The 23,262-nt window shown below is 37.1% G+C and carries 17 protein-coding genes and 1 tRNA gene; 8 read left to right on the forward strand and 10 right to left on the reverse strand.

Annotation, left to right across the window (positions count from 1 at the left end):
• Nucleotides 1-858 (forward strand): peptidoglycan-binding protein (locus FJR04_RS02710; RefSeq protein ID WP_168491563.1); only part of this gene is annotated, 858 nt, incomplete at its 5' end.
• Nucleotides 859-954: 96 nt separating this feature from the next.
• Here FJR04_RS02710 and FJR04_RS02715 read toward each other — a convergent pair.
• The 4 genes from FJR04_RS02715 to lipA form a co-directional block, all read right to left on the reverse strand.
• Nucleotides 955-1,410: a transcriptional repressor gene (locus FJR04_RS02715; RefSeq protein WP_168491565.1), complete on the reverse strand. Its 456-nt coding sequence runs from the start codon at nucleotides 1,408-1,410 to the stop codon at nucleotides 955-957.
• Nucleotides 1,411-1,523: 113 nt separating this feature from the next.
• Nucleotides 1,524-2,771: an RNA polymerase sigma factor SigC gene (sigC, locus tag FJR04_RS02720; RefSeq protein WP_168491567.1), complete on the reverse strand. Its 1,248-nt coding sequence runs from the start codon at nucleotides 2,769-2,771 to the stop codon at nucleotides 1,524-1,526.
• Nucleotides 2,772-3,376: 605 nt separating this feature from the next.
• Nucleotides 3,377-4,342, reverse strand: a complete 966-nt coding sequence (locus FJR04_RS02725; protein WP_168491569.1) for an NAD(P)H-dependent glycerol-3-phosphate dehydrogenase — start codon at nucleotides 4,340-4,342, stop codon at nucleotides 3,377-3,379.
• A 47-nt stretch (nucleotides 4,343-4,389) separates the two neighbouring features.
• Nucleotides 4,390-5,259: a lipoyl synthase gene (lipA, locus tag FJR04_RS02730; RefSeq protein WP_168491571.1), complete on the reverse strand. Its 870-nt coding sequence runs from the start codon at nucleotides 5,257-5,259 to the stop codon at nucleotides 4,390-4,392.
• A gap of 125 nt (nucleotides 5,260-5,384) precedes the next feature.
• Between lipA and FJR04_RS02735 the strand changes: the two genes are divergently transcribed.
• The 4 genes from FJR04_RS02735 (at nucleotide 5,385) to wecB (ending at nucleotide 11,103) form a co-directional block, all read left to right on the forward strand.
• Nucleotides 5,385-5,458, forward strand: a tRNA-Pro gene (locus tag FJR04_RS02735).
• A 267-nt stretch (nucleotides 5,459-5,725) separates the two neighbouring features.
• On the forward strand, nucleotides 5,726-8,860 hold the full coding sequence (locus tag FJR04_RS02740; protein ID WP_168491573.1) for a class I SAM-dependent DNA methyltransferase: 3,135 nt from the start codon (nucleotides 5,726-5,728) through the stop codon (nucleotides 8,858-8,860).
• Complete coding sequence (locus FJR04_RS02745) at nucleotides 8,860-9,498, forward strand: hypothetical protein (protein ID WP_168491575.1); 639 nt, start codon at nucleotides 8,860-8,862, stop codon at nucleotides 9,496-9,498. Before FJR04_RS02740 ends, FJR04_RS02745 begins: the two co-directional genes overlap by 1 nt.
• A gap of 486 nt (nucleotides 9,499-9,984) precedes the next feature.
• A complete protein-coding gene (wecB, locus tag FJR04_RS02755; protein WP_168491577.1) occupies nucleotides 9,985-11,103 on the forward strand; it encodes a non-hydrolyzing UDP-N-acetylglucosamine 2-epimerase in 1,119 nt (372 codons plus the stop codon).
• A gap of 49 nt (nucleotides 11,104-11,152) precedes the next feature.
• On the opposite strand, the gene FJR04_RS02760 is transcribed toward wecB, so the two are convergent.
• Both FJR04_RS02760 and FJR04_RS02765 read right to left on the reverse strand, forming a co-directional pair.
• Complete coding sequence (locus tag FJR04_RS02760) at nucleotides 11,153-11,758, reverse strand: peptidoglycan-binding protein (protein ID WP_168491579.1); 606 nt, start codon at nucleotides 11,756-11,758, stop codon at nucleotides 11,153-11,155.
• 168 nt (nucleotides 11,759-11,926) lie between these two features.
• Nucleotides 11,927-12,775: a M23 family metallopeptidase gene (locus FJR04_RS02765; protein WP_168491581.1), complete on the reverse strand. Its 849-nt coding sequence runs from the start codon at nucleotides 12,773-12,775 to the stop codon at nucleotides 11,927-11,929.
• 502 nt (nucleotides 12,776-13,277) lie between these two features.
• On the opposite strand from FJR04_RS02765, the gene uvrC reads away from it, so the two are divergent.
• On the forward strand, nucleotides 13,278-15,155 hold the full coding sequence (uvrC, locus tag FJR04_RS02770) for an excinuclease ABC subunit UvrC (protein ID WP_168491583.1): 1,878 nt from the start codon (nucleotides 13,278-13,280) through the stop codon (nucleotides 15,153-15,155).
• A gap of 363 nt (nucleotides 15,156-15,518) precedes the next feature.
• Nucleotides 15,519-15,698: a replication restart DNA helicase PriA gene (locus FJR04_RS02775; protein ID WP_168491585.1), complete on the forward strand. Its 180-nt coding sequence runs from the start codon at nucleotides 15,519-15,521 to the stop codon at nucleotides 15,696-15,698.
• Between the two features lie 124 nt (nucleotides 15,699-15,822).
• Here FJR04_RS02775 and rlmN read toward each other — a convergent pair whose 3' ends face one another.
• From rlmN to FJR04_RS02790, 3 genes are all read right to left on the reverse strand, one after another.
• A complete protein-coding gene (rlmN, locus tag FJR04_RS02780) occupies nucleotides 15,823-16,893 on the reverse strand; it encodes a 23S rRNA (adenine(2503)-C(2))-methyltransferase RlmN (RefSeq protein WP_168491587.1) in 1,071 nt (356 codons plus the stop codon).
• A 118-nt stretch (nucleotides 16,894-17,011) separates the two neighbouring features.
• Complete coding sequence (locus FJR04_RS02785) at nucleotides 17,012-17,842, reverse strand: metallophosphoesterase (RefSeq protein WP_168491589.1); 831 nt, start codon at nucleotides 17,840-17,842, stop codon at nucleotides 17,012-17,014.
• Between the two features lie 362 nt (nucleotides 17,843-18,204).
• Nucleotides 18,205-20,373, reverse strand: a complete 2,169-nt coding sequence (locus tag FJR04_RS02790; RefSeq protein WP_168491591.1) for a DEAD/DEAH box helicase — start codon at nucleotides 20,371-20,373, stop codon at nucleotides 18,205-18,207.
• A 113-nt stretch (nucleotides 20,374-20,486) separates the two neighbouring features.
• On the opposite strand from FJR04_RS02790, the gene FJR04_RS02795 reads away from it, so the two are divergent.
• The gene (locus tag FJR04_RS02795) at nucleotides 20,487-21,884 is read left to right on the forward strand and encodes a serine/threonine-protein kinase (protein ID WP_168491592.1); all 1,398 of its coding nucleotides are present in this window, start codon (nucleotides 20,487-20,489) and stop codon (nucleotides 21,882-21,884) included.
• Here FJR04_RS02795 and FJR04_RS02800 read toward each other — a convergent pair.
• A complete protein-coding gene (locus tag FJR04_RS02800) occupies nucleotides 21,874-23,202 on the reverse strand; it encodes an ATP-binding protein (RefSeq protein ID WP_168491594.1) in 1,329 nt (442 codons plus the stop codon). The two genes, FJR04_RS02795 and FJR04_RS02800, sit on opposite strands and share 11 nt — an antisense overlap.
• Nucleotides 23,203-23,262: the final 60 nt, after the last annotated feature.

Genomic DNA, 23,262 nt, shown 5'->3' on the forward strand with positions numbered 1-23,262 from the left:
TTCCCACCCCAAAATTCCATATCTGAGATTGAAATTACAAATCACAAAGTTATCAGTACAGCCCCTACAATCAAGGAAGCAGGAAATCAAGAATCTGCTGTTCACAATCTTCAACCCCAAAATTCCATATCTGAGATTGAAATTACCAATAACACAGTTATCAGTACAGCCCCTACAACCAGCAATAACACAAATTACATTATCCCTATTACCAACAAGCGTAAAAACCCTAATTTCTTTACCAAAGGTGATGAAGGTACAGAGGTGAGAATTTTACAACAACGCTTAAGAATCGCTGGTTTTTATCATGGCAACCCGACTGGGGTTTTTGGTCCAATTACAGAAGAATCTGTCAAAAGATTCCAAAGGGCTTATAAATTAACAGTTGATGGTATTGCTGGTAAGTCAACATTAGGTAAATTACCAGCGATTGATGCTGAGAATGGGACAACTGCTGCACAAAGATTAGATAATCGAGATACTCTCAGTTTAGGCGATCGCGGTGAAGCCGTCAGAATTCTCCAAGAACAATTAATTAAGGCTGGATTTCTACAAAGTCAGTCCAATGGTTACTATGGTTCTAACACAGTTGATGCTGTCACTCGCTTTCAAAAACAGCAGCAGCTAGAAGCCAATGGCATGGCTGGACAAACTACCCGCTCTAAGTTGTATAATTTAGTCAGAAATTCCGCCAAAAGTGATTTTACTACTTTAGAAATCCAAAGACGATTACATGAAAAAGGTTTCTATAAAGGTCAAATCAACGGCATGATGGCAAATGATACCAAAAAAGCAATTAGTCGCGCTCAGGAATTCTACGGTATCAGTCTTCAAGATATTAAAAACGGAAGTTTTTAACTCCCGCTTTCTCAATACACTTAGATTTTCGCACGACTTGATTCATCCTCCCAAATAATTGATAATTGTCCATTGTCAATTATCAATTGTCCATTGCTAAAGAGGCATTAACGCCCTTTGGCACTGAGGACAGACAGCATGAATTGTCATTTGACAATCTAATAAATGGAATCCTTCTTTCTGTGCTGTTTTTGCCCCAATCTTTAAAATCGAGTCGTTTTTAAACTCAATAGTCGAGTTACAACGCACACAAATTAGGTGATGGTGGTGATGGGGATAAGGCTGATTAATTTCATAATGCTTATGCCCTTCACCTAACTCTAATTCCCGTAGAATACCCATCCTCGCCATTAACTTTAAAGTGCGATAGATAGTAGATAAACTAATCCCCTCACCGTCAGTCTCTAAGCGATGATATAGATCCTCAGCACTTAAATGTTCACCTTGTGGAAGTTCTTGAAAAATATGTAGAATCGTTTCGCGCTGGGGAGTTAAACGCCAACCACGGTCGTTCAGTTCTGCTTTAAGTGAACCAGTTGTGTAGACAGTCATACTAATTTTTCTCAACAAAGCCCATTAATTGAGAATATAACAAATATTTGACCTGATTTGCAACAATCGTTGCTTCTTGACAATATTTGTTAGTTATCAATTTTTAATTGTCTCTAAGTCAACGATTCTAGATAATCGCGGATCAGGTTGCGGCGCTTTGGCTGGCGGAGTTTTTGCAAAGCCTTTGATTCAATTTGTCTGACTCTTTCCCGTGATAGGTCCAGGGCGCGGCCAATTTCTGCTAAGGAGTAAGCATGACCATCGGACAAGCCGAAGCGCATCAGAATAACATCACGTTCCCGACTGGTTAAATCATCTAAAAGATTATGCAAATCTTTATGTAAAGATTCCCGCATTAACATTTCTTCGGGAGTAATGCAATCAGTTTCTAGTAATTCGCCTAATTCAGTATCTTTATCTTTGCCTACTTTAGTTTCCAAAGAAACAGAACGAGGAACTCTCAATAAGACTTCCCGGACTTGGGTAGGTGTCATATCTAACTCAATAGCCAGGTCTTCTAAAGTCGGTGTGCGACCTTTTTCTTGGGCAATTTTCCGTTGCGCCTTTTTAATTTTGTTGAGTTTTTCGGTAATATGGACAGGAAGGCGAATGGTGCGGCTAGAAGTAGCGATCGCTCGCGTAATGCCTTGACGAATCCACCAGTAAGCATAGGTACTAAAACGATAACCCTTAGTGGGATCAAATTTCTCTACTGCTCTTTCTAAACCTAAAGTCCCTTCTTGGACTAAATCTAGCAATTCCAAACCACGATTTTGATATTTCTTAGCGACAGATACCACCAACCGCAAATTCGCTTTAATCATGTGCGATTTGGCTTGTAGTCCTTGAGTTTGAACTTGCTCTAGTTCTTCTACTGTTAAATTAGCAATTTCTGCCCAGCGTTTTTTACCATTTGCTAAAGTAGGTTTAAGATCAGGAAGATTGACACCAGCAGTAGTCGCCCACCGTTCCAAAGAAGGGCGATGTCCTAATTCCGATGTTAAACGCTCCTGTACCTCAATTAACCGCAAATAAGGGACAATTACTTCATCTCCTTCTTTGGCAGCTAAACTCAACACTATTCGCATCTTTAAATAGCGTTGCACCTTTTGAGCTTCGGAAACTTCTTCATCTCGTCCTAATAAACGGACTCGACCGATTTCCTGAAGATATAACCGTACTAAGTCTGTACTGCGTCGGTTATTTTGACCGCCTAAATCAGCTTCAACTGCGGACAGGTCTAAATCCGGTAAATCATCTACAGATAAATCATTTTCATCACCACTGATTTCCAGATCCAAAGGTGGGGTTGGATTTTGACCATCGTAAGTGGCATCTTTATAAAAGGATGTGGCTGGCATAATGTCTCAAATTGCTCCAGGTAACAATAGATTAGGGTCAGCTAAAATTACGGTCAGCTAATTAACTGTTGCTATTGTTCCCGTAATTCGTCATGAAATAACACGGTTTGGTGTTCGGCGTACAATTCTTTGCAAAACTTTGTACTAATGTAAGTAGACAGTAGGGAAAAAATAATTCAAAATTAAAAATAGAGCCTCCGGCTCTTGTACATTTTGACCGAGTTGATCAGTTCTAGTCGCTTTGTGATTGAACCAATAGCTATTCAAATCTCTAGCTCGACTTTTCATAAGGAGTTATGAGTCAACATTACCATTTTAGGGATATCGACGGTTATTTTTTTAACTAATTTACAAACATACTACTAGTACGGAACAAGGATAAGTCAATAAAGCATTAAAAATAATCCAAAGCTTACGTAATCTGCTTTTTTAATTTTTAATTCTACCTTCCGGTACTGGTTATGATGATGTTTATAAACTACATAGTTATATTTACACGACTCAAAAGGTGATTTCCTGACGATTTGATAAATTTTTCCTAGAGATTTTGCGGTGATGATCTAATTTGAATTGGACACCTTTCTCTATCAGCATTTCTCCCCTTGTTACCACATTTGTTCTGTAGAAAAGTTATCAAATTCGGGTTTGATATCTCGTAACATCAGTTGATCTAATGCTTGCTTAGGTGTAACTTCTCCTTCAAGTAGTCGGTAGACTTGCTCAGTAATAGGCATAGCAATACTCTGTTGTTGGGCAATTTCCATCAACACCCGACAAGTGTTTACACCTTCGGCTGTACCAGGAAGATTAGCCAGAACCCCTTGCAGTGTTTTTCCATTGGCTAATTGATAGCCAACTTGATAATTGCGACTTAAGGGGCTGTTGCAGGTTGCTAATAAATCTCCTAGACCCGATAAACCGTAAAATGTTTCCGTTTTCGCCCCTAAACAATTACCTATCCTCACCATTTCCGTTAATCCACGAGTGACTAAAGCGGCTTTGGCATTTGTTCCCAGGTGTAATCCATCACATACACCAGCGGCGATCGCCATCACATTCTTGAGTGTTCCTCCTAATTCTACTCCCACAGGATCAGGGTTAGTATAAACACGAAAGCGACTCGAAGAAAATACCAGTTGCACAGTTTGAGCAGCATTCGTATTTTTACTAGCTACTACCGTCGCTGCTGGTAACTCCTGGGCAATTTCTTGAGATAAATTCGGACCAGATAAAACAACAACTGGAGAATCAGGAAAAGTTGCTTGCCAAATTTGCGAAGGTGTGTATGTAGTCTGTGGTTCTAGTCCCTTAGTTGCAGAGACAAAGATTGTCTGTGGGCAGACAGGAAAAGACTTTACCATAGAAGCTACATCTCTGACACCTTTCATGGAAATAGCCGACAAGACTATTTGGGCATTTTCTAATACAGTTTCTAGAGATAGCGATTCCTGACGTGACCATAGATGCACCTGATGGCCATTAATGGCTGCTAATTTTGCCAGGGCTGTACCCCAAGCACCTGCACCAAGAATAACGACAGATTTTGAATTTGGTGATTGGTGATTGGTCATTGGTGATTGGTAACTGGGTAGAATAACCACGGACAACTGACAACGAACTATCTTGGATAACGTTTCATTAATTCTCTTACTTGTTCAGCATGATATGAGCTTCTTGTCAATGGAGAAGAAACAACTTGTAAAAATCCTAGTTCTTCTCCAAAAGCTTGCCAAGCTGCAAATTGGGCTGGTGTGATAAAGTCAGCTACCTGTAAGTGTTTTTGACTGGGTTGGAGATATTGCCCAATTGTTAAAATATCACAATCTACTGCGCGTAGGTCTTTCATGACTTGGCGAACTTCTGCATCTGTTTCACCCAAACCAACCATGATACCAGATTTGGTGTAAGTGCTAGGAGCAATTTGGCGAGAACGTTGTAATAATTCCAGCGTGCGATCGTAATTTCCTTGGGGACGCACACGGCGATATAAACGCGCAATAGTTTCTGTATTGTGGTTTAGTACCTCTGGTTTAGCTTGAAGAATTATCTCTAAAGCTTGCCAGTTACCGCATAAATCAGGAATTAATACTTCTATCGTCGTTCGAGGCGAAACATCGTGAATAGCGGTAATACATTTAACAAACTGAGATGCTCCACCATCTGGTAAATCATCTCTATTAACAGAAGTAATCACGACGTGATTAAGCTGCATTCGCCGCACTGCTTCTGCTAGTCTTGTGGGTTCGGTGGGATCTAATGCTTGAGGTTTCTTTTCAAAATCAATATCACAGTAAGGACAAGCCCTAGTGCAAGCTGGCCCCATAATTAAAAATGTGGCAGTACCAGCATTAAAGCATTCGCCAATATTGGGACAGGAAGCCTCTTCACAAACGGTATTCAGGGCTAAATCCCGCAAAATTTCTTTAACGTTACCAACACGCTCCCATTGAGGTGCTTTTACCCGCAACCAGTCTGGTTTTACAGTCACAGTCTATTTTTACCATTTTAGTTATACAAATCTAATCCTAGCAAGCAAAGACCTCTCTGGAAGATAGAAAATTTGTTATTTTATGTTGATTGTGATACTATGGGTTCATATTGCCATTTTTATGGCGGGATGTGGCGCAGCTTGGTAGCGCACTTCGTTCGGGACGAAGGGGCCGCTGGTTCGAATCCAGTCATCCCGATTGTTGTACATTCGCAAACTAAATGTCGCAGTTCGCAAATTAATGTCGCAGTTGCTGTTTTTTGGATGAAGATAAAGCTGTGATTCCTCTGTGGTTAGATATTATTTATCAGGGGTTACAAGAAAAATTAACTTCTTAAATAAAGTACAAAATATATAGTTTGCACAAAGAGACTACTATTATAGAATGATAGACTCGCTCCTAATTTAATGGAGGTACTTGATCAACAACTATTAGGCTTCCCTTAGTATTAGGAGGGATAGAACTATGATTACATCATCTAGCTTAGATTGGAGAGAACAACTTGGACTGAGTGGAAGACGCTCACCAGAGTTTTTTCATACCCTTGAAGAAATTAATACAGGTAAACATTCTCTTCCACAGGCTCATATAATGCGTAGAGCATGGAAAGATTTAGAACTCAATGGTATTCTATGCGTCAATAACGCACCCTATATTTATTTTAAAGAAGTTCCTAGTATAGATTTTGAGCAGATGCGTAGATTGCATCGCCAGATATGGAATCAAGGTATTGCTCCCTTACTTGTAGTTATTAGTCCAACTAAAGTTCAAGTTTATTCTGGTCTTGCGCTTCCCGCAAAAGATGATCAAGATGTTTCCCAACAAAATCGTCTTGTCGAAATTTTAGATCGGGTAGCTGATGAAATTGAACTTAAGCAATTTATCAGATCAATAGAACTCGGTGAATTGTTTAGAAAAAAACCGGAATCTTTTAAACCAGATTTGCGTGTTGATCGCTATCTACTCAAAAATTTAGCGGCTGCACGTAATAGTTTATTGAAAGAAGAAACTAATAATACACTAGATATCAGGATTGTTAATGCTCTGCTATGGCGCACAATATTTACCTGTTATCTCGTTGATAGAGAAATTATTGATCTTTCTTATTTTCATAAAATAGGTGCAACAGATTGTCACAGACTAATTGATCTTTTGGAAAAAAATGAACCTCATCAATCAAAGCAACTTTTATATGCTTTGTTTGAACAACTTCAATGTGACTTTAATGGAGACTTGTTTGATGGGGATATTCAATCAGAAAGTAAATTAATTCAAGACAGACATATTAACATATTAAAAAGTTTTCTTCGTGGTGATGATCTAAGTAGTGGTCAACTTTCGCTGGGGTTTTGGGCTTATGATTTTAGTGTTATACCTATTGAAACAATAAGTAGTATTTATGAAAACTTTCTTGAAACACAAGAAAAACGGGAAAGTGGCATATATTACACACCAAGATTTTTAGCTGAGATAGTTCTTGATACAGCACTAAATGGATGGACTTCCTTACTAGAAAAGCGTTTTCTTGACCCGTCTTGTGGTTCAGGTATATTTCTAGTAGCGATTTTTAACCGATTAGCTGAAGAATGGCTTATCAAGCACAGAACTGTTAGGAATAACAATGATGAACTTGCACCAGCCCTAATTAATATTCTTCAGCAGAACCTTTTTGGTATAGATGCAGATTCTAGTGAAACCGCTTGTCGTATTGCAGCATTTAGCTTATATCTTGCCTTTCTAGATCAACTTGATCCTAGAGATATTCAGAAACTTCAAAAAAAGGGGAATGCACTTCCAAAATTAGTAGGTCATAACCTTCTTTGCAAAGATTTTTTTGAAAAAGATTTACCCATTCCTGTGGATGAATTTGACCTGATAGTAGGTAATCCACCTTGGGCAAAAGTAACAGGAAAACAAAAAAATCTTATGGAGCATTGGTGTGAACAAGAAAATCATACAATTGCCCAAAGACAATTAGCTTGTGGGTTTGTATGGAAAGCTCCGCAACACTTACGGGATGATGGACGTATTTGTTTTTTACTTCCAGCAGGAGTTTTATTTAACCACCAAGATAAAGCACTAGACTTTCAAAAAGAGTGGTTATCAACATATACGATTGAGCAGGTAATTAATCTATCCGATATGAGGTTTTACCTGTTTGATGGTGCTGATCGTCCTACACTTATTGTTAGGTATCGGAAAGAAAAACCTGATAGAAAAACTAGCAGTATTGACTATATAACTCCTAAAACTGAATTGGAAACTATTCGGGCTGAAATTCTAGCTATTTCACCAGAAGACCAAACTAAGGTTAGACTGCGAGAAGTTCTATATGACCTTAGTAATGGTGAAGCTGCGCTAGTTTGGAAACAATCCTTTTGGGGAACCCCTAGAGACAGAAAATTTCTGGAAAGATTATCTGCACTACCACGACTAGATGATTTAGTAGATACATTAAAAATAGCTGAGAGCAAGAGAGAAAAGCGGTGGTTGATGAGTCGAGGTTTTGAACCAGAAGGGGCTAGTGATAATCCTAATAATGTTATATTATCACCTTGGTCTCGGAAAACATTATTCTTAGCTGCACGAAGTAATAATATTGATTTGATTGTCTTGGAATCTGATTGTACTTCTCTTGGTAATCGCTTTAAAAGGCTTCGTAGACTGCCAGATCAAAAAATATTTACGGCTCCACTTGTAATTGTAAGTAAAAGCCTGAAAGTAGCTTTTGCTGACTTTGATGTTGTTTTTCAAGATGCACTTCGAGGTATTCATGGTAAACCAGAAGATACCGAAGTTCTTCTGTTCTTGGCTGTTGCTCTCAACTCTATTTTGGCAAAATATTTCTTATTTCATACAGCATCTACTTGGGGAATTGAGCGCGGTGATATACGTGTCGCAGAACTACTTAAATTTCCATTTTTATTGCCAGAAATGACTCAAGATCCTTCTAGGTCAAAAGAAATTATTCATCAAGTTGCAGAGAAAATTAGAAATTTAAAAACCCAGATTAATCAAAACTTTTTGTTAAATCGTCAGCAGACAATACAAAATGAGAAAGATGAATTACTCAGATACATTTATGAGTATTATGATATTGATGTATATGAACAAATACTAATAGACGATACTATCAATATTTCCATACCAAGCATCCAACCAAATCGAGGAACTTGGCCTATTCCTACATTAGTTAGGAGCGAATCAGAAGAACGGAAGGAGTATTTAAAACTTTTATGTAATGTACTTAATAATTGGGCGCGTAAAAGCCAGTATACTATAATCGGCAATATCATAATCTCTTTAAGTATGGGTGCAGCAATTATCGTTTTAGACAGAAAAATTAATGTAGAGCAAAGCTGGGCGAATATTGAGCAGAAATCAATAAAGGAATTAGATACTGTTCTCCAACGGATTATTCGTCTTTTACCGAATCAGCAAGGGAGTATCAGCTTATTGCGAAATCTCAAGGTTTTCGACCAAGATAAGTTATATATTTTTAAACCATTAGCTCGTCGGTTTTGGACTAAGACTTCTGCTTTAAATGATGCAGATGAAATAGCAGCAGCAATCCTCACTAGCAACTATAAGGAAAGCTGATGGCAATAATTGGTAATAGTAGTCTTTGGCAAGACACTTTCCCTGATTATCTTATTCCAGATATTCTTGATTTGGTATTATCTGCATGGCAAGTTTTTAGTAAACCTAAAATTGATGACCATGAAGTACCCATAACTAAGCGTTTTAGAGCTACTTTGATACAGCAAAAGGATTTGCGAAGATTACCCGTAAAGATTGACCGCGAAATCCCAGAGGATGACTTAGAATCTGGAACCGAAAAGGGGCGTATTGATCTGCTTTTTACATCAGTTGAAAGGTGCCGTGAAGATGTATATTTTTCTTTTGAATGTAAGCGACTAAATGTAATTTCCAAAGATGGAAAACGCGAATCTAAAGCAAAAGATTATGTGGTAGATGGAATGATGAGATACATCACATCACAATATGCTTCCGGGCTTCTCTGTGGAGGGATGATTGGTTACATTATGAATAGTGATTCAAAAACGGCTATCACAGCAGTGGATAGCCAAGTGAAGAACTTGTGTAAAGAACTGCGAATTAGTCCACCAACTGGTTTATGTCAATCATCTCTCATACCAAATCATCCTCAAATAAAAGAAACTACACATATACTACCTCGTCAGTTTGTTATCCATCATGTATTTCTGCCATTATGAATTAATGTTGTGCTAAAAAAAGTTGAGGTTAGAGATCAAATTTTCTCTGATAGTTTAGAAATTCGTAATCCTAGTTATTATCTTAAACCTACAGATGAATTTGAGCAACCAGGATCAAAAAATTCGTAACGAAAAATCTTAACTTTTTTAATGCTAAAAGATTAATTATTACGTTCAAAAATAGAAAGATTAGAAGCAGCAGGCAGTTTTAAAACTTGTTTTTCCCAAATCTCCACAGTGCGCTGAAAATCCTCCGCAGAAAACTTTTCAAACCGATGTCAGGCACGAAAATGGTTATAAACTTGCTCATCGTCTAATCTGTCAGTACCCACCAAAATATCACCGCAATTTCCAACTTATCAAAAATATCCCGAACTTCTGGAAGAGATGAAACATCTAATTCAATTGTAGTTATTTGTACAGGGGCGTATTGCAATACATCCCTACTCAGACTTAAAATTAAAAGTAACTTGTAATTTTTGACTAATGACTAATCACAACCGAATTGGGATTATTTTAGGTACTCGTCCAGAAGCGATTAAACTAGCACCAGTGATTCAGGCGTTTCAACGTTCTCCAGATTTTGAATTGCAGGTAATTCTGACGGGACAACATCGAGAAATGGTTGAACAAGTAATGAAATTGTTCAAACTCAAAGCCGATTGGAATTTAGAGATTATGCAGCGTCAACAATCTCTCAACGACATTACCTGTCGGAGTTTACAGGGTTTAGAAGCATTATTTCACGAACAAACATTAGATTTTGTGATTGTTCAAGGAGATACGACAACAGCTTTTGCGGCAACTTTGGCAGCTTTTTATCAAAAAATTCCTGTCGGTCATGTAGAAGCAGGTTTAAGAACCGATGATTTATTTAATCCTTTTCCAGAAGAAGCTAATAGAAGATTAATTTCCCAACTGACACAATTGCATTTTGCTCCGACTACTTTAGCAGTGGAAAACCTAGAACATTCTGGGGTATTGGGAGAAATTCACCTGACAGGAAATACAGTAATTGATGCTTTATTAAATGTAGCGGCAATTAAACCAGCTTGTGATATACCGGGTTTAGATTGGAGTAAATATAGGACAATATTGGCAACAGTGCATAGACGGGAGAATTGGGGAGAACCATTGCAAGATATCGCGCAAAGTTTCTTGCAGATTTTAGAAAGATTTCCTGATACAGCCCTATTACTGCCATTACATAGAAATCCCACCGTTAGAGAACCATTACAACAGTTATTAGGGAATCATCCCCGAATTTTTTTAACAGAACCCTTAGATTATGCTGAATTAGTGGGGGCTATCGAGCGATCGCATCTAATCTTAACTGATTCCGGTGGCTTACAAGAAGAAGCTCCCAGTCTTGGTAAACCTGTTTTAGTTCTCAGAGACACAACAGAAAGGCCAGAAGCAGTCACCGCAGGGACAGCAAAACTCGTAGGAACACAAACTGAAAATATTGTCACAGCCGCTAGTGAACTACTCAGCAACCCAGCCGCTTATACTCAAATGGCCACTGCCATTAATCCTTTTGGCGATGGCCATGCAGCAGAACGCATCCTACAAATTGTTAAAAATTATTTAAATGGGCATCTTTGAGAATTCTTGTAGAGACGTTCCATGGAACGTCTCTATATTATTTACGCTCTTAAATACCTAAAGCTCTCCGAGTTTGAGGACCTACAGCACCATCTACACGCAGGCCGTTACGTCTTTGGAAATGACGAACTGCGTTAATGGTTCGTGAGCCGTAAACGCCATCAACTCTAATACCTAAAGCCCTTTGGATTTGTCTGACTCGTTCACCTCTCGCGCCATACCCTACCGTGACTCTACCACCAACACCATATCCAGAACGATGTCTGCGGTAAGAACTGCCAGGAGAGTTACTAATCCATCTTTCCGCAACATAGTAGCCTCGATAACGTCCCGAAGAAATTCTGGCAAATCCATGTCTAACACTGCCAGTTTCACCAATGTATGAACCATTACGTACACAAGCTACAGATGAATTTGCAGTGCTAGGTCCTCTACGAATATAAAGACAACTACCATTAGTTCTCGCATATTCAGCGGAAGCAAACTGCATTTGAGCAACTGTAGCTAGTAATATAGTTACCCCAGCTAAAGTTAACCAAGCAGAAGATTTAAAAAGTTTCCGCCAATTAAATTGCAATTTAGGAATATCTAACTCAAAATTTCCATTTTTTTCTTCATCTTCTATATACATATAGGAATAAGCCAAATATTCCATAATCACCCGCTCCTTTATGTGAACTTTTGCAATACTTTCGTCTGGATTTAATCTCTATTGATTTTATACTTCTTCACTAAGATTAGTTAGCTGCTATATTCCGCCATTTGAACTGTCACATCAGGTATTTGTAATGAAATCATCAATTACTCATGGTGGTTAGTAGTTTTAGTTTCCCAAACCATAAGAAGTGAGAAAACTATCGGCACGAATTGGACTACCATTACGCCAAATTTCTATTTTTTCTGTGCTAATTAAGTAGGAAAAACTGCCGTTATCTGCCCTATATCTGTTTTTGTTAACTTTCCAAGCGCGAAGTTTTAAAAGTTGACTTGGTTCTTGTTTCAATTTCCCCAGATAAAATAACTGACCATTTTCCTCACAAACTTTGATACTCGCTGTTGCTGTCTCCCCTGTCATAATGGTAGTACCATCACATTCAGTATTCTTACTTATAGGTAAAACTGGTTGTGAAATGGGGTTAACTGGTTGATTTACTGGTTTTTTTGCAACGGTTGAGGACGGTAATAAATTCAGAGGATTACTAGCTAAACGACCATCTCCATAAAATTCAAAATGCAAATGAGGCGCAGTGCTATTACCTGTTGAACCCATTTCGGCGATAATTTGCCCTTGTTTGACTAATTGACCTTTACTGACCAGTAGACGGCTATTGTGTCCATAAACAGTCAAACTATGATGAGGATGTTTAATTTCTATAAAATTACCCAATCCCCAATCATCCCAACCAGCTTTCACCACCGTTCCCGCAGCAGCAGCTAAAATAGGAGTACCTTTTGCACCAGCAATATCAATTCCCTCATGTTGATATTTACGGAAACCTTGAGAAAGAATGCCTTGAGTAGGCCAAATTAAGTTAGTAGTAGGTGCAGGTGTGGGGTTAATCAGAGAAACCGTCTGAGTCACCGCAGGGGAAATTTTTCCTAACGCTAGAGTGCAGGTGATTAAAGCTATCAAAGCATAATTACAAAATCGGTAAATATTAACTTTTTTCATCAGTTTCTAGCCTAATAATTGCTATAGCAGTGAAAAGGAAGTCAAAGCCGACTGCTTTAAATAGAGAAATGCTATAGTTATTTGCTATTTCAGCCGGAAATGTACTACATCAGGACAATCGGCTGGTTAAATTTACAACTAGTACCATAGGGCGGAATTAAAAATTAATAATTAAAAATTAAAAAAGCAGATGACACAAGCTTCTTGAGAGTTCTTAATGGTTGGTTGATTTACGCCGCAGTGTACTAAGTAGGTGAACAGAAAAAATTAAAGGTATGTGAAGAAAAGTAAAATCGCTCAAAACTCTCTTCCTGTTCCCTTGCCCCAACGACAATTTTTAACGCCCACCTACTTAGTAGCTAAATTGAGGGATGAAAGCAAAGAGGGCGCAGACCCTGCGCCCCTACGGGATTGATCATTAAAAGTAGGAGATTACTCATTTCTGAGAAATATTTCTTAAAATAGAGTTGGGGCATATTTGTAGGATTACCTAACTTTAGCCGTGACTCTATCTACTCAAACTCTACCATTAGTTAAAAATCCTGAAAGACTAGAAAACCGTCTTGGGGAAATTCCCGCAGAACCGGGGGTTTATTTGATGCGGGATGGGAGCGATCGCCTAATATATATAGGTAAATCTCGTAAATTGCGATCGCGTGTCCGTTCCTATTTCCGTGAATCTACTAATAAAACGGAACGCATCAATACGATGGTTAAATTGGTGACAGAGATTGAATTCATTGTCACTGATACAGAAGCTGAAGCTTTAGCACTGGAAGCCAATTTAATTAAACAGCACCAGCCATATTTTAATGTCCTACTTAAGGATGATAAAAAATATCCCTATCTCTGCATTACTTGGTCGGAAGAATATCCGCGTATTTTTATTACCCGCAAACGTCAATTAGGGAAAGCAAAGGATAAATATTACGGTCCCTATACAGATGCTGGCTTATTACGAGAAATTGTCCATATATGTAAACGCATTTTTCCCCAGCGACAAAGACCTCAACCCCTATTTAAAGACCGTCCATGTTTAAATTATGATATTGGTCGCTGTCCTGGTGTTTGTCAAAAATTAGTTTCGGCTGAAGAATATAGGAAAATTGTCCAAAAAGTGGCGATGGTTTTTCAAGGTAGAACTCAAGAACTAATTGATATTTTAACAGCACAAATGGCAGCGGCGGCAGAAGAGTTGAACTTTGAAAATGCAGCCAAAATTCGTGATCAAATTACTGGTTTAAAATCTCTGAATGCACAGCAAAAGGTATCTTTACCTGATGATACTGTATCACGAGATGCGATCGCTTTAGCTACAGATAATCAACACGCCCATATTCAATTATTCCAAATTCGTGCAGGTCAGTTAGTAGGAAGATTAGCTTTTATGGCTGACTCTCACGCTGAACCTGGCGCTATTTTACAACGAGTTTTAGAAGAACATTACCAAAGTGCAGAAAGTGTAGAAATTCCGGCTGAGATTTTGGTACAACATGATTTACCAGATAGTGAAATTTTGGCGGATGTTTTGACTGAACGCAAAGGCAGAAAAGTGACAATTTTAGCTCCTTTGCGACAAACTAAGGCAGAATTAATTGAAATGGTAGAACGAAATGCTCAATATGAATTGCAAAGAAACCAAAAATTGGGTGCAGTTAATCTACAATCTCTGGAAGATTTAGCTGCTATTCTTGATTTACCAGATTTACCTCACCGTATTGAAGGTTATGATATTTCTCATATTCAAGGTACTAATGCGGTAGGTTCTCAAGTTGTATTTATTGATGGTTTACCAGCAAAACAACATTACCGTCATTATAAAATTAAAAATCCTGATATTACTATCGGACATTCAGATGATTTTGCCAGTTTAGCGGAAGTTATTAATAGACGTTTTCGTAAATATATTGAAAATCCCCAATTATTACGAGTGGGTAATTCTGATTGGCCTGACTTAATTATGATTGATGGTGGTAAAGGTCAATTATCTGCGGTTGTGGGTATTTTGCAAGAAATGAATTTATTAGCAGATTTGCGAGTTGTGAGTTTAGCAAAAAAGCGCGAAGAAATCTTTTTACCAGATTCTTCTCAACCTTTAAAAACAGATGCAGAACAACCGGGAGTACAGTTGTTGCGACGGTTACGAGATGAAGCACATAGATTTGCTGTGAGTTTTCATCGTCAGCAAAGAAGTGATAAATTAAAGCGATCGCGTTTAGATGAAATTCCCGGTTTAGGAAATAATCGGCAAAAGTTGCTATTAGCACATTTTCGTTCTATTGATTATATCCGTGAAGCTACACCTACACAATTAACTCAAGTTCCCGGAATTGGTTCACGGTTAGCGCAAGATATTTATGATTATTTTCATCCGGTATAAAATATGCTCTATTTTTAATAATTTGGATATTTTTGATGGTCTAAATCTTAATTAAATATAAAACTACAAATTTTGTGACTTTGATTACAGTTTTTCTCTGATGGTAACGGTTGAATACAAAAACGACCTATTTTTTAAACGAGGAAAAACAAGCCTATCTCAAGGATAAAGTGATAGGGATCACAAAAAAACAAAAAAGAAGTCACAGCCAAAGTAAATTTATATATCTAAAGCATGATGACAAAATTATCAAATTTAGGATCATAAGAGAAAATAGGAACTTTCTTTGTATAAAGCTTGTTCACAATAATTAACCATTTTTTTTCACTTTTTTTCAAAAATTATTAATCCAGGGGTTTTAAAATGCAAGTATCACAAAAAATTCACTGCCCAAATTGCGGTAGCGCGGCTGAACGTCACTACATTACGGATAGTCAAATTACAAGAACACAATGCCCTAGCTGTGATTACCTGATGATAACTTGCACTCGTACTGGTAAAGTTATTGAGGCTTATGCACCAGGTATTTACGCTAAAAGATAGGAAATAGGGGACTGAGAAGAATTAACATATTACCCTTCTTGCTTCTTACTCCTATTACCTGTCACCTGTCACCTGTCACCTGTCACCTGTCACCTGTCACCTGTCACCTGTCACCTATTACCTATTACCTTTTAGTAGTTCTTAATTGTCCACAAGCAGCGTCAGCTTCTAAACCGCGAGAATAACGAACACTAACAGCAGTATTTTGTTGTTGGAGAACGTTGACAAAAGTTTCGATTCTGTCGCGGTTTGGTCTTTTATAATCTACTTCTTCAATGGGATTGTAGGGAATCAAATTAACATGACTTTGAAATCCCCGCAGCCGTTTTGATAGTTCTAAAGCGTGTTCTGGGAGATCATTTACCCCAGCGAGAAGAATGTATTCAAAACTAACTCTGCGTCCTGTTATTTCTACATATTCTCGACATTCGTCTAATAAGTCTTCAATGGGGTAGGGTTTAGCACTGGGAATGAGTTGTTCTCGTAGTGCTTGGTTTGGTGCGTGGAGACTGACAGCGAGGGTAATTTGTAATTGGTGTTCAGCTAGTTGACGAATGCGATCGCGGATACCTACAGTAGATAATGTCAGCGATCGCGCACCTATGCCCATATCTTGATTAATAGATTTCAGCGCCAAAATCACATTTTCTGTATTCAACAATGGTTCACCCATTCCCATGAATACTACGTTACTAACTCGTTGTTTAAAATCCTCTTGGACAGTGAGAACTTGATCAACAATTTCCGCACGGGTAAGATTACGCTTATAACCACCTTTACCAGTAGCGCAGAAATCACAAGCCATGGGACAACCAACTTGTGTAGAAACACAGACAGTTAAGCGTTTATCACTGGGAATACCCACCGTTTCGACAATTTCCCCATCCGTCAATTTTAAAAGATATTTAACTGTATCATCAGGGGCAACAGAGCGATAATGTAGAGATGAGCGGCCAATGGGAACATCTGCAAGTTCTAAACGCCAATTTTTCGGGAATGCAGAAATATCAGCGAGCGATCGCACACCCTTATTATAAATCCAATCATGCAATTGCTTACCCCGATAACTAGGTTGTCCCTGCTGCTGTACCCAAGCAGTTAACTCCGTTACCGAAGCACCAAGCAGGGGGGGAAGAAGTTGAGATTTTTCGGAGTCGAGTAAATCTACTTGAGATACAAACGGCGTAGCAGACATAAGAAATCACAAATTAATTCTGAATTTCTATCTTACTATTTTTAATACTCAATTGGGGGAGTTACTGAAACCAAGATGTAGAGATTTTCCATGGAAAGTCTTTAGAAAAGTTATAATTTCATCTTCCTGCTAACGTAATGATAGTAACTTCTGGTGGACAAAATAAGCGTCCTGGTAAATAAGTTCCCAAACCACGATTTACATATAATTGATTATTTCCCACCTGATGTAAACCCTCTGACCATTGCCAATGACGTAATATAGCATGAGTTTGCCGTAAAAATGGCAACTTCCGCCGAATTTTCTTCGGTATTTTTTCCAGGATTTTGATATAATAAAGTATTGCCGGACCCAGACCAGGAATTACAATTTGTCCCCCATGAGTATGACCAGATAATTGTAAATCTACACGCCAGTTTTTTAAAATTTCTGCTGTATCTGGATTATGGGATAACAAAAGCCGGGGTGTAGTTGAATCAAGTTGATTCATTATTAATTCTGGATTAAATTCCCGTGAATAAAAATCGGCTAATCCCACTAGCGGTAATTTTTCTCCCAACGGGTAAGCAATTTGATTCCAAAGTACATTTATACCCGTATTTTTTAAAGCATTTGTAATTTCTAATCTAGAACTAGGATAATAAATATCATGATTTCCCAATACAGCATAGACACCGTAACGACTTTGGAGATTTTTCAGTTTTAATGCTAATTGATGAATTGGTTTTGCTACTGTGTTAACATAGTCACCAGTTAAAATCACTAAATCTGGACTAGCTGCATTGCTAACGGCGATCGCTTCTGTTAACATCTTTTCTGATAACCTCCCATTATCATAGTGAAAATCTGACATCTGTACCAGCTTAATACCATCTAAAGATGGAGGTAAATTGGCAATTTTCACTATCACTTTTTCCGTACTCAAAGCCCCAGATAATAACCTGTGCATAATATTATGAATATAATTGGTTTATTACAGTTCACTTAATTCTAGAACCTTAATTCTGTAGGTGGAATTGACACAAGTAAACCCAACATTTTATAGATTTTGTTTGGTTGCGCTGTCGCTTAACTGAACCGTATTTATTTATACCTTAACAGAAAATTCTCATATTAGTTGTATTCCAACAGTAATAACTCAAGTTGTTAGGTAATTGGTAATTGGTAATTGGTAATTGGTAATTGGTAATAAAATCTCATTCTTAATCCTGTAAATCCTGATTCAGACAATTTCCCTTGATAAAATCTCACCCTTAATTCTGTAAATCCTTAAATCCTAATTTAGACAATTTCCCTAACTAGCAACTTACATTAATTATTCCAAAACTTAACTATTTGTCTCAGTTCTTCCATATCTAAATAATCATAAACAAACGCTTTTCTTAAAAGTGGATAAGGAATAAACTGATCATACTTATTAATTTCCGGTGCTTCTGCTTCACTAACTAAATGTTCTGGAGAAATTCTTTGTTCACATAAAGACAAAATTTCTGGATAAACAGATTTAAATTTATCTTTTCCTAATTTTAAAATTAAATAATAGGGATTTACACCACCAATATTCCTAATTTCTAAAGATTCTCGACAAAAGGAATTTAACAATCTTTCCAAAGTCCGATAAGCTACTGTACCCAACCAAGGAAAAATACAGCATTTACCATTTTCTAATAACAAAATATTGTTTTTATCTAATTCATATTTTCTTGCTAATTCACAAACTGCATTTAACCTTTGTTGAGCATTTTTTTGTAAATAAGCATAGTTCTTATCCTCTAATAAAACCTGCCGCATTCTTTGTAAAATTTTACTATGAATAATACCACCACCACCACGCCAATAAATAGTAGCTTTACCCTCAAATTGCTTAACAAGAATAGTTCTTTTTTTAAAATCAACTTCTAATACTTCCCAACTTTTACCGGCTAAAGAAAATTGACTACCCACCGCAGGAAGGATCACAATACTCCCAATTTCTGTTCCTCCATGTTTAACTTTATATTCTTGACTCTCAGCGAAAACTGCATAAAATTGAAATCTATTGACTATCTTTTCACCAGCTAAACCAATCATTAATTTACCTTGTTCAGTTTTTTGAAGATGATTAATATCAATTAAATAACGTAATAATAATAAATAATCATCCTTAGCAAAATTAGCAAATGGTGAAAGTTGGAAAATTTCCTTAGCAAGTGCAGCCGGAGAAATTTCTCCTTTAGCCGCTAAAATACTCATAGTTTGATGATATAATAAACTTAAAGGATATTTAATCGGTTTTATTGGTTCAATCCAACGTTCTTCTAAATAAAGCTGAATAATTGCAATAGATTGTAAAAGTTGCCAAGGAATTTGTTCCGGTAAAGAAGCCTCTGATAATGGTTTTTCTTCTCCACAAATAAACCGCATATCAGCAGATTCACCTCTTCTCCCACTCCGTCCTAATCTTTGTAAAAAACTAGCAACAGATAAAGGTGATTCTAATTGAATAACTCTTTCTAACTCACCAATATCTATGCCTAATTCCAGAGTTAAAGTTGCCGCAGTCACAGCCGGAGTATGAGGTTCACGCATAGCATTTTCCGCAGATTGTCGTAAACTAGCAGATATACTACCATGATGAACATGATATATATCTGGAAATCCTTCTGTTTTGGCTATTTGACGCAATGAAGAAATAATAGATTCTGTTTGAGTGCGATTGTTAGCAAATATCAGACATTTACGAGATTTACTTAAATTAAAAATATAATTATCATAGTCTGATTCTTCAATTTCCTGATCAATATAAAAATGTTCTACAGCTAATTTCACTTGGCGGTTTCCGGCTTCTAGCTTTGGCGTAATTACAGATTTATTTGTTCCTGAACTTAACCAAGATTCCGCCATTGAGTAATCACCAAGAGTTGCGGATAAACCAATACGTCGAGGTTGAGTTTGAGTTAATTTTTCTAACCGCTGTAATTGACAAATAATTTGACAACCCCGTTCTGAACCCATGAAAGCATGAATTTCATCAATAATCACAAACTGCAAATTACCAAATAACCGAATAAGTTCCTGGTGTTTATTAATTAATAAACTTTCTAGAGATTCTGGAGTAATTTGGAGAATACCTTGGGGATTTTTTAAAAGTTTGTGTTTACGACTTTGATTAATATCACCGTGCCAAGAACATACAGATATATCTGCGGTCTTTAGCAAATCGTTGAGGCGAGTAAATTGATCATTAATTAAAGCTTTAATAGGACTAATATACAATACATTTATCGTCCTTGTTGGCTTTTGATATAATAAGGTTAATATTGGTAAAAATGCTGCTTCCGTTTTTCCCGCAGCCGTAGCAGCCGCAATTAGTAAATGAGCATCCGTATTAAATATAACTTCACAAGCGGCAATTTGTACAGGTCTTAATTCTGTCCAATTGTGAAGATAAATATATTCTTGAATAAAGGGTGCAAGTTGAGAAAATGTGTTGTTGTTCATAGCTATTGGAAACAGGCTGAAATTTAAATTTGATTATTTGCTTGCGTAATATTACTGTGGCATAGGCAGAAGTAGTAAAATTATAAAAGTACCAAAGCTATACAGTCAGCGATATGACAAGTCAAAATCCTGGGAACTCTGCAAAGGAAATATTATTGGAACGCTACGAGGTGCAGCAGCAACTCGGTAAAAAAGCAGGAAGACGAACTTTACTAACCCGTGATTTACAAACGCAAGAACTGGTGGTAATTAAACTGCTATCATTTGATGATGACTTTCAATGGGATGACTTGAAACTGTTTGAACGGGAAGCAGAAACCCTCAAAGCAATTTCTCATCCAGCAATTCCCCACTATTTAGATTATTTTGAGTTAGATACACCTGAATATAAAGGATTTGCACTAATACAAAGTTATATTCCGGCTGAATCTTTAGAAACACAAATAAAAGCAGGACGGAGTTTTAGCGAATCTGAGGTGAGAGAATTAGCAAAAGCAATTTTAAATATTCTCACCTATTTACATAATCGTCAACCTCCTGTAATTCATCGTGATATCAAACCCAGTAACATCCTATTAACGAATCGTTCTGGTAATAGTGTTGGTGATGTTTATTTAGTAGATTTTGGTTCGGTGCAAACTATTGTCAGAAGCAATAGTACCATGACTGTTGTTGGTAGTTATGGATATATGCCACCAGAACAATTTAGTGGTAAAGCTACTCCTGCTTCTGATCTTTATGGTTTGGGTGCAACTTTAATTTATTTAATCACAGGTCAACACCCAGCCGATTTACCACAAGAAGACTTAATCATTAAATTTGAACAAGCGGCTAATGTTAGTCCTGGTTTTAGTAATTGGTTAAGGAAAATGACAGAACCTATGTTAAGTAGAAGATTGGGTTCTGCGGAAAAGGCTTTAAAAAGTTTAATTTTTTCCAAAAAGCAAATTCCCATTTCCGTAAAATCAGCTAATTTATATTTAGGAAAGCCTGTTGGTAGCAAAGTAATTTTAAATAAGGATGATGATTTTATAGAAATTATTATTCCACCAGCTAGGGGATTTCCTATAGTATTAGTAATGTTGAAGTGGTATTTTCTCGCCAGTATATCACTTTCTTTTACTATAGCAATTGTACCTCTTTTGCATATGATGTTTGCACCTATTATAGCTCCACTTAATTTCCTGATATTATTATTAATAATATCTATTTGTTTATTTGGGAGGAAAAGAATTTATATCAATAAGAGACAAATCTCTTTGAGTCATGAATTATTTTCTATTAATCGTCATCAAATTCGTCCTAGTCTCAGAAAAAATATTATTCGCTTAGAAAGAACTAATATTTACCATAATAATGAGCCTCGTCCATGTTTAATTATCTGGGCAGGAATGCTAAAATATGAAATTTTCACGGGTAGAGATAAGGCTTTTGCTGTTACTACCATCGAGTTAGATTGGTTAGCTGAAGAACTTAGTAATTGGCTAGATTTACCAGTTATTAGAGAGTAAATTCTGCGGCATCATTATCATCTAAACTACTATCTTTTCCCGTAGCAGTGGGTTGGAATTTAGAACCATGAATTAATTCGGAAAATTTAATTTTCGGATTTTGATAGATCACATTCAAAACACTAATAAAATCTCGGATAATTTCCCCTGGTGTGAGTAAAGCTTCAGCACCCAAGCGAGTGATAATTTCTTGAATAAATTCCTCTAGTTGGGAATTATTTAAAGTTTTGTCATAACCAAGATTAAGAGCATGAATTTCTGTCAATCGTTGTAGAAGTGTGAGAATTTCTGTTGCTGTGAGGGGGTTAAGGCGAATAACTGGCCCCATATATTCCTGAACACCAGCTTGGGTAGAAAAACGGCTTTCTTTTGTGCGTCTGCGCCAAGCTTGGTCAGCAAAAAGCCCTCGATTTGGATCTTCTAAAAACTTTGTTGTTCCCCCAATGAAAATACCTAAATTTTCGGCTTTACATTGCATAGTGTCGTTAAACATTGCCAAAAGCCGATTATAGTTTTTTTCACGGGTAACTGTTGGAGATATTTGGTACAAATTTACAGCTTCATCTAAGAAAATTAATATACCTTTATAGCCAATTTCAGCCACAAATTTAGCTAATAATTTGATGTAATCATACCAACTATCATCGTCAATAATAACACGCACTCCTAATGCAGCTTTAGCTTCTGTTTTAGTATTAAATTCACCTCTTAACCAGCGCAAAGACGCATTTTTCAAATCATCATCATCTAGGCGATAACCGCGCCAATATGCAATTATTACACTACCAAAATCAAAGCCATGAACTAAGTCTTCAATATATTGAATGACTTCTCTAATTTTGGTTTCTACTTTGTCATCAAAACCGTCATCATTGGGACGCATTCCTGTTTCTTGAGCTACTTCTTGCTGAATTTTATTAATCCAACCTTCCAAAATAGAAATTAATGCTCCACCGTCAGGACGAGTTTTTGTAGCGAGATGACTCATTAATTCTCGATAGGTTGCTAAACCTTCGTTATGACTTCCTGCTAGTCGGTGTTGAGAGGATAAATCAGCGTCAGCAACGACAAATCCTTGCTCCATGGCGCGGTTACGAATCATTTGCAACATGAAGCTTTTTCCTGAGCCATAGTTGCCAATTATAAAGCGAAATGCAGTGACACCTTCTGCTATATCATTGAGATTTTGTAAAAGGCTATTAAGTTCTTGTTCTCTACCTACTGCTATATGTTCAATTCCTATTCTAGGGACTACTCCAGCACTAAGAGAATTAATTAAAGCAGTGGATATTTTTTTTGAAAGTTTAAGTTTTGTCATGTAGTTTCAGGAATCAAGGAATTAAGGAGTCGTAGGGGCGTATCCCTGACGGGACTGGAA

The organism is Anabaena sp. UHCC 0204 (genome assembly GCF_009711975.1).
Taxonomy (GTDB): domain Bacteria; phylum Cyanobacteriota; class Cyanobacteriia; order Cyanobacteriales; family Nostocaceae; genus Dolichospermum.